This is a genomic window from Enterococcus sp. DIV2467a (assembly GCF_050532945.1).
GTDB classification, from domain to species: Bacteria; Bacillota; Bacilli; order Lactobacillales; family Enterococcaceae; genus Enterococcus; species Enterococcus faecalis.
In genome coordinates, this window is sequence record NZ_CP172896.1 from 2727235 (window position 1) to 2742853 (window position 15619).

Annotated in this window: 18 protein-coding genes; 2 read left to right on the plus strand and 16 right to left on the minus strand. The window is 38.7% G+C overall.

Going from position 1 to position 15619, the window contains the following annotated elements; genetic code table 11:
* Window positions 1–4: 4 nt before the first annotated feature.
* The 11 genes from IGL80_RS12940 to IGL80_RS12990 all read right to left on the minus strand — a co-directional run bounded on the left by IGL80_RS12940 (window position 5) and on the right by IGL80_RS12990 (window position 9011).
* Window positions 5–1177 (minus strand): NAD(P)-dependent malic enzyme, encoded by a 1173-nt coding sequence (locus IGL80_RS12940; protein WP_002359203.1) that lies wholly within the window; start codon window positions 1175–1177, stop codon window positions 5–7.
* A gap of 117 nt (window positions 1178–1294) precedes the next feature.
* Complete coding sequence (locus IGL80_RS12945; RefSeq protein ID WP_002359205.1) at window positions 1295–2692, minus strand: oxaloacetate decarboxylase subunit alpha; 1398 nt, start codon at window positions 2690–2692, stop codon at window positions 1295–1297.
* On the minus strand, window positions 2685–3221 hold the full coding sequence (gene citX / locus IGL80_RS12950; RefSeq protein WP_002386428.1) for a citrate lyase holo-[acyl-carrier protein] synthase: 537 nt from the start codon (window positions 3219–3221) through the stop codon (window positions 2685–2687). Before citX ends, IGL80_RS12945 begins: the two co-directional genes overlap by 8 nt.
* Complete coding sequence (gene citF, locus IGL80_RS12955) at window positions 3214–4746, minus strand: citrate lyase subunit alpha (RefSeq protein WP_002355996.1); 1533 nt, start codon at window positions 4744–4746, stop codon at window positions 3214–3216. Before citF ends, citX begins: the two co-directional genes overlap by 8 nt.
* 2 nt (window positions 4747–4748) lie before the next feature.
* Complete coding sequence (citE, locus tag IGL80_RS12960) at window positions 4749–5636, minus strand: citrate (pro-3S)-lyase subunit beta (RefSeq protein WP_002355998.1); 888 nt, start codon at window positions 5634–5636, stop codon at window positions 4749–4751.
* Window positions 5624–5932 (minus strand): citrate lyase acyl carrier protein, encoded by a 309-nt coding sequence (gene citD / locus IGL80_RS12965; RefSeq protein WP_002355999.1) that lies wholly within the window; start codon window positions 5930–5932, stop codon window positions 5624–5626. Before citD ends, citE begins: the two co-directional genes overlap by 13 nt.
* A gap of 5 nt (window positions 5933–5937) precedes the next feature.
* Window positions 5938–6930: a [citrate (pro-3S)-lyase] ligase gene (gene citC / locus IGL80_RS12970; RefSeq protein WP_002359207.1), complete on the minus strand. Its 993-nt coding sequence runs from the start codon at window positions 6928–6930 to the stop codon at window positions 5938–5940.
* Window positions 6931–6962: 32 nt separating this feature from the next.
* A complete protein-coding gene (locus tag IGL80_RS12975) occupies window positions 6963–7097 on the minus strand; it encodes an OadG-related small transporter subunit (RefSeq protein WP_002356001.1) in 135 nt (44 codons plus the stop codon).
* Window positions 7098–7118: 21 nt separating this feature from the next.
* Window positions 7119–8234: a sodium ion-translocating decarboxylase subunit beta gene (locus tag IGL80_RS12980; protein ID WP_002383526.1), complete on the minus strand. Its 1116-nt coding sequence runs from the start codon at window positions 8232–8234 to the stop codon at window positions 7119–7121.
* Between the two features lie 29 nt (window positions 8235–8263).
* Window positions 8264–8665, minus strand: coding sequence for an acetyl-CoA carboxylase biotin carboxyl carrier protein subunit (locus IGL80_RS12985; protein WP_002404707.1), 402 nt, complete (start codon window positions 8663–8665; stop codon window positions 8264–8266).
* Window positions 8649–9011: a hypothetical protein gene (locus IGL80_RS12990; protein WP_002356004.1), complete on the minus strand. Its 363-nt coding sequence runs from the start codon at window positions 9009–9011 to the stop codon at window positions 8649–8651. Before IGL80_RS12990 ends, IGL80_RS12985 begins: the two co-directional genes overlap by 17 nt.
* A gap of 403 nt (window positions 9012–9414) precedes the next feature.
* On the opposite strand from IGL80_RS12990, the gene IGL80_RS12995 reads away from it, so the two are divergent.
* Both IGL80_RS12995 and IGL80_RS13000 read left to right on the plus strand, forming a co-directional pair.
* A complete protein-coding gene (locus IGL80_RS12995) occupies window positions 9415–10812 on the plus strand; it encodes a CitMHS family transporter (RefSeq protein ID WP_002359209.1) in 1398 nt (465 codons plus the stop codon).
* Between the two features lie 133 nt (window positions 10813–10945).
* Entirely contained in the window at window positions 10946–11641 is a 696-nt protein-coding gene (locus IGL80_RS13000) for a GntR family transcriptional regulator (protein ID WP_002356006.1), read from the plus strand.
* Window positions 11642–11683: 42 nt separating this feature from the next.
* On the opposite strand, the gene IGL80_RS13005 is transcribed toward IGL80_RS13000, so the two are convergent.
* The 5 genes from IGL80_RS13005 to rpmH all read right to left on the minus strand — a co-directional run bounded on the left by IGL80_RS13005 (window position 11684) and on the right by rpmH (window position 15097).
* Window positions 11684–12406, minus strand: a complete 723-nt coding sequence (locus IGL80_RS13005; RefSeq protein ID WP_002363545.1) for a response regulator transcription factor — start codon at window positions 12404–12406, stop codon at window positions 11684–11686.
* Window positions 12407–12784: 378 nt separating this feature from the next.
* Complete coding sequence (gene jag / locus IGL80_RS13010) at window positions 12785–13561, minus strand: RNA-binding cell elongation regulator Jag/EloR (protein WP_002356009.1); 777 nt, start codon at window positions 13559–13561, stop codon at window positions 12785–12787.
* Window positions 13562–13575: 14 nt separating this feature from the next.
* Complete coding sequence (locus IGL80_RS13015; RefSeq protein WP_002356010.1) at window positions 13576–14403, minus strand: YidC/Oxa1 family membrane protein insertase; 828 nt, start codon at window positions 14401–14403, stop codon at window positions 13576–13578.
* The gene (gene rnpA, locus IGL80_RS13020; RefSeq protein WP_002356011.1) at window positions 14403–14759 is read right to left on the minus strand and encodes a ribonuclease P protein component; all 357 of its coding nucleotides are present in this window, start codon (window positions 14757–14759) and stop codon (window positions 14403–14405) included. Before rnpA ends, IGL80_RS13015 begins: the two co-directional genes overlap by 1 nt.
* A gap of 203 nt (window positions 14760–14962) precedes the next feature.
* Complete coding sequence (gene rpmH / locus IGL80_RS13025) at window positions 14963–15097, minus strand: 50S ribosomal protein L34 (RefSeq protein ID WP_002356012.1); 135 nt, start codon at window positions 15095–15097, stop codon at window positions 14963–14965.
* Between the last annotated feature and the right edge of the window lie 522 nt (window positions 15098–15619).

Sequence of the window (15619 nt, forward strand, 5' to 3'; positions counted from 1 at the left end):
CCTTTTACGTCCCTTCTTCTGCCGTGGCCTTTTCTTGTTTTATATAGTCTAGTACAGCATTAAAAACCGTGTCAACTACGCCGCCATCAAATACATTAGGTATGAATTTTTCTGCTGTGGGTTCTGAAATCATAGCGGCCAAGCTTCGTGCTACTGTCATTTGCAAACCGACATCGACTTTTCTGCCTTTCGCTGCCAATAACCCTTTAAAAAGACCTGGAAAAGCTAAAATGTTGTTCACTTGATTCGGATATTTGGAAGAACCAGTTGCTAATAAACGGACACCATTGGCTTGGGCGAGGGCTGGTTCAATTTCTGGTTTAGGATTTGCTAAAGCAAAGATAATTGGGTCTTGGTTCATTGATTTAATCAGGGCTGGCGTTAGCACATCCGCTTCTGATAAGCCTAAAAAAACATCCTGATTGACGACAGCTGTGGCTAAATCTTTGTTTTCTACTGATGGTTTTATTACCTGTCGAAGCAAAGCACGTTGGTAAGGATTCAATGTCTGGTCTTCTTCTCTTAAAACACCTTGGCGATCTACTAAGGTGAGATGCGTAATTCCCGCTTGAATACATAACTTAGCGGTCGCTACACCAGAAGCACCAACTCCGTTAATCACCACACGCAATTCATTTAAAGGTTTTCCTTTAATTTTGGCTGCGTTGATTAGCCCAGCTAAAACGACAATGGCTGTGCCTTCTTGGTCATCATGATACACAGGAATGTTCAAACGTTGTTGAAGTTTTTCTTCAATTTCAAAACATTTTGGTGCAGAAATATCTTCTAAATGGATTCCTGCAAAACTATTTTGTAAATTTTCAATTGTTTGAACCATCTCGTCCACTGATTTTTGTTCCAGTGCTAAAGGAATAGCATCGACCCCCGCCAAATTTTTATAAAGTAAAGCTTTGCCTTCAACAATTGGCAAGCCCGCTTGCGTGCCCATATTGCCGAGACCCAGAACAGCTGACCCATCTGTAATAACCGCAATTAACTTACCACTAATGGTCCACTCGCGCGCTAATTCATGATTTTGGGCAATCATTAAACTCAATTCTGCGACACCAGGTGTATACATTTTGGCTAAATCATGATGGTTTAACACCGCTTCTGTTGCTTCAAGACTTAGTACACCAATATTTTTTTGATGAATTGCTAGAACTTCTTCTAACACATTGTCACTTCCTTTCACGGGCTGCCTTTTTTCTATTTGATGAAGCAAGGGTTTGAACAACCGTTATCGTCGCTCAAACCCTTGCTTCTTTATACATTTGCGGAGCACTTGCCTGTTCTATTCTGGCAAGTCAAGTTTGACTGTCACTTTCTGTAACGGTACATCGTAAAAAGGATCTTCACGACGTCCTAAAAAGTCTTTTCCTTGTTGCGGGAACATCGCATATAATAGGACATCCTCTTCAGATTTTGCGTATTGTTGGATTTCATTTTCTAAACTATGCAACTCTGGTTTCAATAAATCCGCTGGTCGACAAGTAATTACTTCTTCATCCCCAATGATTTTTTGCTTAATCTCTTCTGCGATAGGTGCTGGTGATTTGCCGTATTCTCCGCGCACATAATCTTTAATTTCATTCGGTATTAAGGAATATCTTTCCCCAGAAATCACATTCATTAAGGCTTGTGTTCCGACCATTTGTGAAAGCGGCGTAACTAGTGGTGGATACCCTAAATCCGCTCTTACTTTAGGTACTTCAGCTAAAACTTCTTCATATTTGTCTTGTAAACCTTGCTCCGTTAATTGACTTAATAAGTTTGATAACATACCACCAGGCACTTGATAAATCAAGGTTTTCGGTTCCGTATCTTTAACTTTAGGGTTTAAAATGCCTTCACTTCTAAAGCGATCACGAATCGGATTGAAATAGTCAGCAATCTCTGTTACTTTTTCCATATTTAAACCTGTTTCAAAGCCTAAATCTTCTAACGCAATGGCTACAGATTCTGTGGCTGGTTGACTCGTACCGCCAGCGAAAGAAGAGATAGCTGTATCGATGATATCCGCACCTGCTTCAGCAACTTTTAAATAGGTCATCTCAGAAATACCACTAGTCGCATGCGTATGCACCTCTAAAGGTAAATCAATGGCATCTTTCATTTTGCTCACTAATTCAAAACCAGTTTGTGGCGTCAAAACGCCTGCCATATCCTTAATACAAATGGAATCCGCTCCTGTTTGACTTAATTCTTTGGCTAATTTTACAAAGTAATCGATGGTATGAATTTCACTCGTAGTATAAGAAATCGCTGCTTGACAGTGTCCGCCAGCTTCTTTTGTTGTTTGAATTGCTGTTTGTAAATTACGGACATCATTCAAGGCATCGAAAATACGAATAATATCAATCCCATTTTCAACTGATTTTTCGACAAAGGCCCGCACCACATCATCAGCGTAATGACGATATCCTAGTAAATTTTGTCCTCGTAATAACATTTGAAGTTTGGTATTTTTAACTTCTTTGCGAATTTGGCGAAGACGTTCCCAAGGATCCTCGTTTAAATAGCGGACACAGGAATCAAACGTTGCCCCGCCCCACATTTCTAATGCATGAAATCCTGCCTCGTCCATTGTTTTAATAATCGGCAGCATATCTGAGGTTGGCATCCGTGTTGCAATTAAACTTTGTTGTCCATCCCGTAGCACCGTTTCTGTAAAACGAATTTTTTTACTCACTTGGCTGCTCCTTTCGTGTCAAAATTATTTCTGTTATTTTTTCTTGCATTGCTTCAAGACTGTGACGTCGATTTCGTCCACAGACTTTCGCCTCTTCTTGGCACATAAAACAGCGCCGTGGTGGCAAGCCTAAATCTCCTCGATGAAGGCTTTTTAGCTCCTCATTTCCCCATAAAACATCTAGGTCCACTAAACGACCATAAGGATGTGTTTCTTCAATTTTGACCATTCTTTGTTTTAATTCTTGTGGGGCTAACGAAACCGCCAAATAATATTCAGGCCCTGTTTTTTCATTCCGGTAAAAATTAACAATCGGTACTTGATCCAGCAATTGTTGCTCGACTTCGTCAATTACTTCTAAAAAAACTGCCGTTAAGGTGGGCGAATTTTTCACTTCTCCAGGAATATTCATTGTGGCAGATAAGAGACTAGCTTCTGGTGCTGTTTCTAACAACTCCTTCTGTGTGGCAGCTCTTTGTTCGCGAGCATCCAACATCTCTAAAAGTGTTACTTTTTCCCCATTAAACATTGCGTACCACATCAATTAGACTACCATCTCGGTATTCAATTAACGCAACAACTTTGTCTCCATATTTAATTGGTTCCGGGGTGCCAACAATGTTGTAGGCTTTGTCTTTCAACTCTTCTAACGTAAACTGAGGAACATCTAAGGTTTTAAAACAATCAATTAAGTCTGTTCTTTTTGGATTGATTGCAATGCCGACTTCTGTTACTACGACATCGACACTCGTACCTGGTGTAACGACTGTATTTACTTGCTCAACGATTGTTGGGATCCGTCCACGAACAAGTGGTGCAATCACTAGACTCATTTTACAAGCCATACTTGTATCGGAATGTCCGCCAGAAGCACCACGGATGACACCATCTGAACCAGTAATGACATTTACATTAAAATCTGTGTCCACTTCTAAAGCAGATAAAATAGCTGTGTCTAATTGATTAATAACCGCCCCTTTGCTAAGCGGTGAAGCATACATATTGGCATCAATTTCATAATGATTGGCATTTTCCCCTAAAGAAATAGCTGATGGATGATCAAAGTCTTGGACGTCAATAATTTTTTCTACTAAGCCTTCTTCCAAAAGTTCCACCATTGCATTCGTAATTCCGCCTAAAGCGAAACTTGCTTTAATGCCATCTTTAAGCATTTGTTCTCTCATGAACCGCGTAACTGCTAGTGAAGAGCCACCTGTTCCTGTTTGGAATGAGAAGCCTTCTTTGTAGTAAGGAGAATGTGTAATTATTTTTGCGGCATATTCAGCAATCAATAATTCTTTAGGATTCTTTGTAAAACGTGTCGCGCCTTTGGCAATTCCATCTGGATCACCAATTGCATCAATTTCTACCACATAATCAACATCTGTTTGTGGAATACTGATAGGGGTATTAGGATATGGTACTAATGTGTCAGTAATGATGACCACTTGATCCGCATATTTTGCATCGACCATCGCATATCCAAGAGAACCACAGGTAGCTTTTCCTTTGGTTCCATTCGCATTTCCATAAGCGTCTGAACTTGGTGCACCTAAGAAAGCTACATCAATATGGATATCGCCTGCTGCTACTGCCCGTGCCCGGCCACCATGTGAACGAATCACCACAGGATTTTCCATGATACCTGCTGAAATAGCGGCGCCTACTTTATCTCTCAAACCTGAAGAAGTAATGTTGGTGACTACTCCATTTTTAATGTGTTCGATCAAAGGTTCATGAACATTTGCAATTGAACTAGGTGCAATCGAAATGTTTTTCAGCCCCATGGCGGCAATCTCGGCTAAAACTAAATTCATCACATAGTCTCCTTCACGGAAATGGTGATGGAAAGAGATGGTCATGCCATCTTTCAACCCTGTTTTTTCAATTGCTTCACGAATACTTCCTAAAAGTTTTGTCTCCCGAGGTTTCACTGGTTTAATTGCTCGGCTCGCTTCTTGATAAGCATCAATGTGTGCTAATTCTCCTTCATAAATGCCGTATTGCTCTGCATAAGATTGAGGAATGTCTTTGCCTACTTTATTTACTACCATGTCTATATTTCCTCCTCGGTAATTAATTTAGCCGCCAATGCTAACGCAATGACCCGTTCAGCTCGTTCAACAATTGGTTTATCAACCATTTTTCCATTTACGGAGATAACACCGGAACCTTTTGCTTCGGCTTCCCGAATGCCCCAGATTACTTCCTTAGCATTCTGGATTTCTTTTTCTGTTGGCGCATAAATAGTATTAACTAATGGGATTTGACGAGGGTTAATCACCGATTTCCCATCGAAACCTAGCTGTTTAATCAAACGAACTTCGGCTTCAAAGCCTTCCGTATTGTCTACATCTGAATAGACCGTATCAATAGCTGCAATCCCAGCTGCTCGAGCGGCATGTAAAATCATGCTACGAGCAAAGAATAGTTCTTGGCCATCTGGATGGCGCCGTGTTTTCATATTGGTAACATAGTCTTCGGCGCCTAACGCGATGCCAATCAAGCGAGTTGAACTTTTGGCAATCGCGGGCGCATTTAGAACACCTTCAGCCGATTCGATAGCAGCCATCATTTTCGTTGTTCCTACGGGAATGTCATTTTGCTGTTCTACTTCTGTAATGACTGCCTCGACATCAATGATATCTTGGGCTGTTTCTGTTTTTGGTAAACGAATCACATCGACACCAGCTAAGACCATTGCTTCAATATCTTCTGCGCCACCGGCATCTAAAGCATTGATCCGAACAACAATTTCAATATTGCCATAATCGAAAGTTTTCAAAGCAGAATGGACTAAAACACGGGCAGAGTCTTTTTCTTTTAATGAAACTGCATCTTCTAAATCAAACATGATTGAATCTGCCCCATACAAAGGTGCATCTCTTAGCATTGCTGCGTTCGCTCCAGGGACAAACATCATTGTTCTTCTTAAACGTTCCATGAGTCCAACTCCTTCCAATCATACGTTTCTTTTTCAGCGCCTCGATGTAAAACTGTAATCATCCGAGCTTTGATTGTACAATCTAATGCCCCTTTATCAATCGCCTTGACCGCAACGCCTTGGACATCTAAATGTTCCAAAGTTGTCGTAATCACCTGACGAATTTGATTGCCAAATTGTTTTTCGACACTACTTTCTAATTCAATGGTATTTTCTGTTGATTCAATGGGTTGGACGGTAATCATAATATCACTTGATTCTACTGTCCCTGCAGTAGCATTTTTGATAATCTTCACTTTCTTCACCTCATTAGTTTCTTGTGTTCTACTAAGTATTGATAACTTGTTGCTGGTAAAAACTTCTTGAGTGTCTCTTTGTCGCCTTCAGCCATCGCTTTGCGAACTTTCGTCGCACTAATCAGCTCTCCATCACTCGCTAATCGCGGGACAATGGTTAGCGTTATCGTTTGTCCGAAAACTTGTTGCATTGCTTGATTGTAGACATCGGTCACTTCTGAATAAGGCTCTTCTCCCACATAACGTTGCTGAATTTCGAGTATTGGCGCAATTCTTTCTTTAAATAACGTTGCATCAAGCGTTGCTTGAATTGCAGCTACCTCTAATGGCGCTTTTTCTTTCAAAAAATAGGTAGGAAAAGTCGCAGACGAAACTAAGTAATCTTCTGTAGATAGGACTGTCACATTGGGTAAATGGGCGACCCCTTTTTGCACCATTGCGAAACGTGCTTCTTTTGAAAACAGCGATTTATCTTCAGATAAAACAAACACATAAACGTGCGGACTTTCTTTGGCTGCTTTTTCGACTAAGTACTGATGGCCTTTCGTAAAAGGATTTGCATTCATGACAATGCTACTGGCTGGCCCTGCTTTTTTATGCTGTGTCAGGTAATCAAGATAATCGGCAAAATCTGGTTTGCCTTGCTCCATAAATAGCACCTCTTGATTCGCAACCACTTTTTGAAAGCCTAGCGACTGAAAAATTTGTTCATTTTTTGGTTTTGTATACAAAAAACTGTGTAATTGGTTTTCTTCTCTCAGTTTTTCAAGTAGATGAACCACCAATTGGGTTAACAAATTTTCAGATTGATATTTTTTACAAACGGCCACGCACTTAATCGTTTTTCCTGAAAGCGAGCCAGAGGCGATTAATGCTGTGTCATCATATATGCCAACGGTGTAATCAAGTGCTTCTGTCGTTTGCAATTCGGCTTTTTCCATTAATTCGCGCCAAGCTTGATAAGCTTTTTTATCTTTTTGCAACCAGATTCTTTTCATTGTATATACGCTGCTCACAGCAATAACCTCCTTTATTTTTTAATTGGAAATAATTTTGTTAGTAATTTAGACGCTAGATAAATGATAAATAAAACAACGAAAACGCCGCCCCAACCAAAACCTAACAGTTCAAAAGCAATTTTTAAATCTTCCATGTTAACAGACATGTATTCGTTCTCCTTTCCGTCCTATGTTAAAAAGGCTAATAGTAAGCCGCCAGCAATTACAGAAGCGATTTGTCCTGAAACGTTGGCACCAGCAGCATGCATTAAAATAAAGTTTTGTGGGTCTTCATCTGTAGCCATTTTTTGAATGACCCGACTAGACATTGGGAAAGCGGAAATACCCGCAGCACCAATCATTGGATTGATTTTTTCTTTTCTAAATAAATTCAAGAATTTAGCAAAAAGCACGCCGCCGACTGAGTCCATAATAAAGGCGACTAACCCTAAGCCAATAACCATCAATGTATCGACTTTTAAGAACTCTGCATAGTTCATGCTAACGGAAATAGATAGTCCTAGCAAGATACTAATAATATTTACCAATTCATTTTGAGCTGTAATGGATAAACGATCCAAAACGCCACATTCTCTTAATAAGTTCCCAAACATTAAGAAACCAACTAATGGTAATGACACCGGCGCAATTAACCCTGCGACAATCGTAATAACAACCGGGAAAAGAATTTTCGCTGTTTGAGAAACTTCACCGGCCCGATAAGTCATACGGATACGACGTTCGGCTTTCGTCGTCACTGCTTTAATCGCTACTGGTTGAATAATCGGAACTAACGCCATGTAGGAGTAAGCGGCAACCATTATGGCCCCCATGTATTTTGAATGTAAGGTATTTGCTACGAAAATAGACGTTGGACCATCAGCGGCACCAATAATCCCAATCGAAGCAGCATCGTTTAAATCAAAACCTAATAAAACAGCCATAATAACTGTAAAGAAAATCCCAAACTGTGCAGCGGCACCAAACATCAACATAAACGGATTTTGTAACAATGGCCCGAAATCAATCATTGCCCCAATCCCAATAAATAATAATAACGGGAATAACTCTGTTTTTATTCCAAAATCAAAAAGAACATTAAACGGACCTGGCTCGCCGCCAGCGCTCAATACGCCGGAATTAGGAAAGTTCACTAAAATCGTTCCTAAACCCATCGGCACTAAAAGTGTTGGTTCATACTCTTTTTTTATTCCTAAATACATTAATAGTCCACCAATCAGCATCATCACAATGCGTCCTGGTTCTTGGCCCATTCCTATAACACCTTGAATCAGTGTCTCCACACAAATCACTTCCTCTTCTTAAATTAATTCTAGTTAATTGTTATTAATGGTTCCCCTGGGTTCACAATTTGGCCTTGGGTAACATGAATTCCTGTTACCGTACCTGCTTTTCCTGCAACGATTTCATTTTCCATCTTCATTGCTTCTAAAATTAACAATGGTTGGTTCTCAGACACCGTATCACCAACATTGACTAATACTTTTAACACAGTTCCTGGCATTGGCGCAGGCATTGCATCTGCTCCTGCTAGGGCGGCTGGCTGTGCTGCTGGCGCTGGGGTTTCTTCAACAGCAGGGGCTGGTGTTTCTGTCGTAGCAACTGGCTCTGTTGGTTGTGGCGCAACAGGTGCTGGTTGTGGGACGCCACCGATTTCTTCCATCTCGACTAAATATTCTTTCCCATCAATTGAAATTTTAAATTTGCGTAACATAATGATCCTCCTCAAGGTTTTGTTTTGAAATTCTTTTGACAACTAGCTGAGACTCTTCTGAAAGCTCTGCAGCTATACTGGCTGCAATAATGGCAACTTCTTTTGCTTCTGGATTTCGTTTTGCGATTTTTTTGATAACAAAACGACTTTCTGGAAACTCTCCTGCTGCGATGGCAGTGGCCACAATACTTACCAATTGATATTCTTTTGGCTCAGCAGGAATATATGCTGGTATATCTATCCATCGCTTTTCCAAGTTATCCGCTTCACGTTGGATAACGCTTTCATTAATCTCGGTATCCTGTGTGTGTTGCTCTTTCTTGAATAAGGACTTAAATAGGCCCATATTGTCTCTCCTTTCACTAATTCTTGGTATACGTTCATTATAGAAAAAACCATTAAAAAACCTAGTGAAAACACTAGCTCAGATTGTTCTTTTATTGTTTATTTTGCGAAAAAAACTCTGTAAACATTGGTATATAAGCATTTATCAGCTGTTAAGATTCTATTAATATTATATTAAGTTATTAATAAGAATTTGATTGTTGAATTGTTTTTTTGATGTTCTTTTTGTTTTAGGCTATTTATTCTCTGCGAAAGTTTGTATATTCTCACACTATAGACAAACACAAAAAATATTTTTTGTTGTAAACAAGAATACTGTGAAACATTTCTCATGGCTATTCTTTTTTATTAACACCGGTTGTTAACGCTTACAAAAAAGTTCTAAAAAAGAAAGGAAGAAAAACATGTTACTCACTATTTTAGCTTATGGTATGATTATCATCTTTATGTATGTAATCATGAAAAAGAAATTGTCACCGTTTACATCTTTAGTAATTATTCCTCTTATTTTTACTTTGATTGCAATTGCAACTGGAGTAGCGAGTCCGCCACCTGGTGCTGACGGTGTTGTCCCTGAAGTCAACATTGGGAATTTCGTCTTAGATGGGATTTCAACTACTTCAAAAACTGGTATTATGTTATTATTTGCCATTCTTTACTTCTCTATTATGTTGGATGCTGGTTTGTTTGACCCAATCACTAAAAAAATGATTTACTTTGCTAAAGGCGATCCAATGAAAGTCTTGATGGCTACTGCGGTAGTTGCTGCTGCTGTTTCCTTAAACGGAGATGGAACAACTACAACCTTGATTTGCTGTTCTGCGTTTATTCCCATCTACAAAAAACTTAATATGAAATTGATGAATTTAGGTGTGCTTGTTATCTTACAAAACACCATTATGAACTTATTACCTTGGGGCGGTCCAACAGCTCGTGCCATGGCCGTACTAGAAGTTGATGCCGATATTCTTTCTTATTTAGCACCTGGTATGATTTTATCTGTATTGTATGTTATCTTCTTTGTTGCTTATCGCATGGGGAAAAAAGAACGTGCTCGCTTAGGCGTGACAACGCTTACTGATAAAGAATTGGAAGAAATGACTATTGTTAACGATCCTGAGTTATTAGAAATTCGTCGTCCAAAGAATTTTGCATTCAATGGTATTTTAACGATTGTCTTAATCGGTTGGTTAGTCCTAAGTTCATTCGTTGGTCAATTAGGTTTGCCTTCGTGGATTGAAATGCCACCGTTATTATTATTCCTAATTGGTACTTGTATCGCTTTAATGATCAACTATCCAAAATTAAAAGATCAAAGCAGCCGTATCAGTGCAAATGCTGGTGATGCTGTGCAAGTAGTTATCTTAGTTTTTGCTGCTGGCGTCTTCATGGGCTTATTCCAAGGTTCTGGTATGGCCAATGCCTTAGCAAATAGCTTTGTTAATATTATTCCAAAACAATTAGCCGGCGCTTGGGGCTTAGTGATTGCGTTCATTTCAGCACCAGGAACATTCTTTATTTCAAACGACGGTTTCTATTTCGGTGTCTTACCAGTCCTAGCAGAAGCTGGACGTTCTTATGGATTTGACAATATGTCTATGGCTTTAGCTTCCTTAATGGGGCAAGCGTTCCACTTATTAAGTCCATTAGTGGCATTTATTTACTTGCTATTACGTTTAACTGGTTTAGATATGGGCCAATGGCAAAAAGAATCAGCAAAATATGCCTTAGGAATTTTCGTTATTTTCGTTGTTACAATTGTTGCTTTAGGTCACATGCCTTTATTTATTCCACAAAATTAAACGTCGTCGCTGAAACCGTAGGAGTGCCTTTTCTCCTCGGTTTTCTTTTCATTTTGTCTTTTCTTGCGTTATATTTTCATTTTTAATATTATATTTATTATCTATAAAAATAATCTATAGGGAGGTGCCTCATATGAATCCAACGGTTGAAGCAGTAAAACGGAACTTAGATTTAACCAGCAGTAAACCTCTAAAAATTTGTACCTACGAAGCCTTTAAAAAAACCATTATTTTAGGGGATATTCCTGCGGGTGAACGGATTAACGAAAAAGAATTTTCCGAGCAATTAAACATTAGTCGGACGCCCATTCGCTTTGCTTTACAAGAATTGGTCAAAGAACAATTGGTGGAACATATACCTATGGTGGGTATCGTGGTTAAAGGGATTAGTATGAAAGATGCTTATGAAATTTATGATATTCGTAAATCTTTGGACACTTTAGCAACCATTAAAGCCATGGAACTCATGACACCAGAAGATTTTGATGAATTGGAAGCCTTACTTCTCGAAGGAGAACAATACAATAAAAATAACCAAGTAGATGACTTACTACAGAACTTTTCAGATTTTAATTCCTTTATTTATACTAAGAGTCAGATGCTACGTTTAAAAAAAATTGTGACTGATCTCCATGCTTACTTAATCTATTTCAGAGATATTGCGATTCGTGCCTCAGAACGTCGTAGTATTGCCCTAGAAGAACATTGGTTAATTTTCCGCGGAATGAAAACAAAGAATATTGACCAGATCACACTTTTAACCCATGAACATCTAAATCGTTCGCTTCAATTTATTTTGAAAGAAATGGAACGTCGGCAAATTGAATAAGCAAAAAGACCCGCAGTCGCTCGTGCAACTGCGGGCCTTTTTTCATTTTTTTTGTACGCAACCATCTGGCGTAAAGGTATAACCAATGCCCCAAACGGTCCGAAGGTAACAAGGTTCTTTCGGGTTTTCTTCTAATTTACTTCGTAAACGATTAATAAAAACCATAATCGTATTCGCATCGACATCCCCAGTACCCCAAACACTGCTGTAAATTTGTTCTTTAGAGAATACTTGCTCGGGATTCTCCAGAAAAAATTGAATTAATTGAACTTCTTTCGAAGACAATGAAATAGGTAAATCCTTTTTAAATAGTTGATAACGACCATAATCAAAACGGAAATCGCCTACCTGTAGCTCTTCTTTTTTATAAACATTCAATTGTTTTCGAATCATTCGAGCTCGATTCAACGAAGCAATCACCTGAGCCTTAAAAACATTCAAGGAAAAAGGTTTCGTTATATAACTATCCACGCCCATTTCCAAGGCTGCGATGATATCCTCTTCTTCTTTTTTGCTACTAAAAAAGATAATTGGCACTAGTGGATATTTCTCTCTAATCATTTGGACTAAGTAGTAACCATCGCTGTCATGTTCCAAGTTATCATCTAAAATGAACAAATCAAAGGTAACTCTGGACACGATATCTTTTGTTTTTTCAATTGATTCACTTTGGTAAATAAGAATACCTGTTGATTGTAATGCTTTCCAAATCAAGCGACGAACTGCTGCATCATCATCTACAACCAGTATTTTCTCCGTACGCATACCTGTTGCTCCCCCTACGTCTCTTTACAAAACTTTTTCATTTGAATTTACTACTGGAGTAATTACTGATTATCATAACATAAAAAAAGAAACGGAGACGGCTAAAAAATCATTTAACTGGGAAAGAGCCTGGAACAAAACCTGATAAACGGCGGGAACAGAACCAACACTACGCGTTGCTCCGATCTCAACAACTTCTAAGAGCTAAAGCTCTAAGAGTTGAAGGTCCTTCGGAAATAAGCCGAAATTGTTGAGAATCACGAAGAACGTAGTGATTCGATGATGAACAATACCTACTTGGTCTCCAAAAATTAAAAAGCAATTTTCGGAAATTCCTTCTTATTTCTCGGAGCTAAACGGTTCCGTCCCGACCTCTGTTTAAAAATACTTCTTAACTGGTTCAACCACTAAATACCGATAAGGTTCATCCCCTTCAGAATGGGTTTTGATTTGCTCATCTTTACTTAGCGTGTGATGAATTTGTTTTCTTTCAAAAGCCGGCATTGGTTCCAAGAAGACTGGCCGCCCAGTGCGTTTGGCTTTTTCCGCGGTGCGTTTCGCTAAACGTTCCAAAATTTCATGACGTTTTTCACGATAATTTCCGACATTCACAACAATCGATAGCTTATTGCTTGCAATGCGGTGAATAAAGACTTGCGCTAAATACTGTAACGCATTTAACACTTTTCCGTGTTTTCCAATTAAGATACCTTGTTTTTCTGTTTCTAAATGGAAGATAATATTGCCATTCTCGCGCGCTATGCGAACCATGGCAGGGGCGTTCAGTTCATTTGAAATATTCGTTAAATACATCGCTAATTCAGTAATAGCAGCTTCGTCTTCCAGATTTTCTAAAGAATGTGTTGATTCCTCTGAGAGACTAGGAATTGCTTCGGTTAATTCCTCAACTGCTTCTTCCACTGCTTTTGCTTCATCGGCAACAACAATATCTTCCACTGTTTCTTCGACCGCTTCTGTGACTTGCTCACTAATCGTTGGTTCCATTGAAATTTGGGCAAGTTTTTTTCCTAGACCTAAAAATCCTTTTTTTCCTTCGTCTAACACATCAATTGTAACATCCTCTTTGGTTAAACCAAGTGCTTGTAAGCCTTTCTGCGTTGCTTCTTCGATTGTATTTCCTTCATAAATCGGCATCTGAACGACCTCCTTTATTTTTTCTTCCCTTTTTTCTTAGGACTTTTTGCTCGTTCAAGCGCTCGCTCCCGTGCTTTGGCTTGACGTGCTGCTTCCTCCCGCTCTTTACGGATTTTGAATGGATTGTTTAATAACAATGTTTGCCCTGTTTGGAAGGCATTTGAGACCACCCAGTAAAGAGATAAACTGCTGGCTAATGAAATCCCCATAAAGAAGATCATCGCTGGCATAACGTAATTCATAATTTTCAGTGAGGCATTTGTTTCTAGTTGGCTCATACTTGAAAGATACGTACTAGCAAACGTAAAGACAGCCGCTAAAATCGGTAAAATTAAATACGGATCCGGCTTATCGAGGCTTAACCACAAGAACGTTCCTTCTTTTAACTCAGGCACGCGTGAAATGGCTTGATACAAAGCCATCATGATTGGTAGTTGAACCAACAGTGGTAAACAGCCAATGTAAGGATTCACATTATTCTCTGCATACAAACGTTGCTGTTCTTCTCGGAATAAGCGTTGTGTTTCAGGATCTTTTGAAGAATATTTTTGTTGCAAGGCCTTTAATTGCGGTTGCAACTCTTGTGTTTTACGCATACTCTTCGTTTGGAAATGCATCAACGGCAATAAAATAATCCGGATGACTAACGTAAATAGGATAATCCCAATTCCGACACTGCCGCCTAATGATAGGAACTTAATCGCTTGGGCAAAATAATAAACAATGTATCGATCCCAAATTCCTGTACTACTTTCACTTACGGGCGCGGTTCCGCAGGCGGATAAAACAAAGACTAAGGTCACTAACCCAGCCATTAATAATAAGCGCTTATACTTCTTCACTACTCAATTCCCTCTCTTACATCTAATATTTTAGCTAAATTTAACACATGTGTTAAATTAGCTTTCACTTCTTCAGACGATAACTTTTCCAATCCTGGACGTGCAATCACGATAAAATCAATTTCTGGAGAGATACGGTCTTTTAATTGAAATAAACTCGCGCGGATTTTCCGCTTCACAGCATTCCTTGTGACCGCGTTTCCAATTTTCTTCCCAACAGAAATCCCCACTCGAAAATGGGCTTGTTGTGGTTTCTCTAAAACGTACACCACGAAACGACGATTTGCACAAGATTGTTTTTTATTAAACACCTGTTGAAATTCTTTTTCTTTCTTGACACGGTAGGACTTTTTCATCGGCATCCCTTTGTTTCTATATTTTTTTACTTCTTAATAATAATAGCATATTTCCGCTCTTTTTTAGTAGCCTTTTCTATAGAATCCTGCTTTCTTTTATTGAAAACAGAAAAAGAACCCTTAGTTATCTTCACATCTTCCAAAAAATTATGGAGATAACTAAGGGTTCTTAGAAATTGACTGTTTAAAAGACCAGACCATCATTAAGCAGAAATAACTTTTCTACCTTTACGACGACGGCTTGCTAATACGCGACGGCCATTTTTAGTGCTCATACGTTTACGGAATCCGTGAACTTTTTGGCGTTTACGTTTGTTTGGTTGATACGTTCTTTTCATGCAATTACACCTCCTGAAATTGTAACTATCCATCAATATATAGACATACTTTGATAGTATAACGAGTAATGGGGTCTTTTGTCAATAAAATTTAAGAAATATTTCCTGAGAAAGATTCGTTTCAATTATCCACAAATTAAATTTTCCTGTGAGTAGCTTGTGGATAGTTTTCCACATTTTTTTCTGTTCACAGCCATTTTTCCACTAGTTTTACACAAAAAAACAGCCTGTTAAAAAGTTTTACACAGGTGTTTTTTCAGCTGTTGATAAGTTCTTTAAACATGATTGTGTCAAGCTTAATTATTCTCAACTTTTTGTGGATAACTCATTCAACAACCACTTTCTTCCGCAAGTGTCGACACCCTGTGGAAAACTTTTTTCACCCTTGTGTACTTTTTTTCCACATTGAACAATTGCTTGTGGAAAAAGTTTTAAAAAAATGCTAAAATCGACTATGCTCATTCTTTTAAGTTATCCACATTTTTTAGATAACCAAAATTTAAACATATAGGAGGTCACTGT

What these genes read in the sequence shown, in the direction of transcription:
- citC (WP_002359207.1), bottom strand. Translation starts at nt 6,930, where the DNA reads ATGAAAAGAATCTGGTTGCAAAAAGATAAAAAAGCTTATCAAGCTTGG.
- rpmH (WP_002356012.1), bottom strand. Translation starts at nt 15,097, where the DNA reads ATGAAAAGAACGTATCAACCAAACAAACGTAAACGCCAAAAAGTTCAC.
- jag (WP_002356009.1), bottom strand. Translation starts at nt 13,561, where the DNA reads ATGCCGATTTATGAAGGAAATACAATCGAAGAAGCAACGCAGAAAGGC.
- rnpA (WP_002356011.1), bottom strand. Translation starts at nt 14,759, where the DNA reads ATGAAAAAGTCCTACCGTGTCAAGAAAGAAAAAGAATTTCAACAGGTG.
- citX (WP_002386428.1), bottom strand. Translation starts at nt 3,221, where the DNA reads ATGTTTAATGGGGAAAAAGTAACACTTTTAGAGATGTTGGATGCTCGC.
- IGL80_RS12990 (WP_002356004.1), bottom strand. Translation starts at nt 9,011, where the DNA reads ATGGGCCTATTTAAGTCCTTATTCAAGAAAGAGCAACACACACAGGAT.
- IGL80_RS12995 (WP_002359209.1), top strand. Translation starts at nt 9,415, where the DNA reads ATGTTACTCACTATTTTAGCTTATGGTATGATTATCATCTTTATGTAT.
- citF (WP_002355996.1), bottom strand. Translation starts at nt 4,746, where the DNA reads ATGGTAGTAAATAAAGTAGGCAAAGACATTCCTCAATCTTATGCAGAG.
- IGL80_RS12975 (WP_002356001.1), bottom strand. Translation starts at nt 7,097, where the DNA reads ATGTCTGTTAACATGGAAGATTTAAAAATTGCTTTTGAACTGTTAGGT.
- citE (WP_002355998.1), bottom strand. Translation starts at nt 5,636, where the DNA reads ATGGAACGTTTAAGAAGAACAATGATGTTTGTCCCTGGAGCGAACGCA.
- IGL80_RS13005 (WP_002363545.1), bottom strand. Translation starts at nt 12,406, where the DNA reads ATGCGTACGGAGAAAATACTGGTTGTAGATGATGATGCAGCAGTTCGT.
- IGL80_RS12985 (WP_002404707.1), bottom strand. Translation starts at nt 8,665, where the DNA reads ATGTTACGCAAATTTAAAATTTCAATTGATGGGAAAGAATATTTAGTC.
- IGL80_RS13000 (WP_002356006.1), top strand. Translation starts at nt 10,946, where the DNA reads ATGAATCCAACGGTTGAAGCAGTAAAACGGAACTTAGATTTAACCAGC.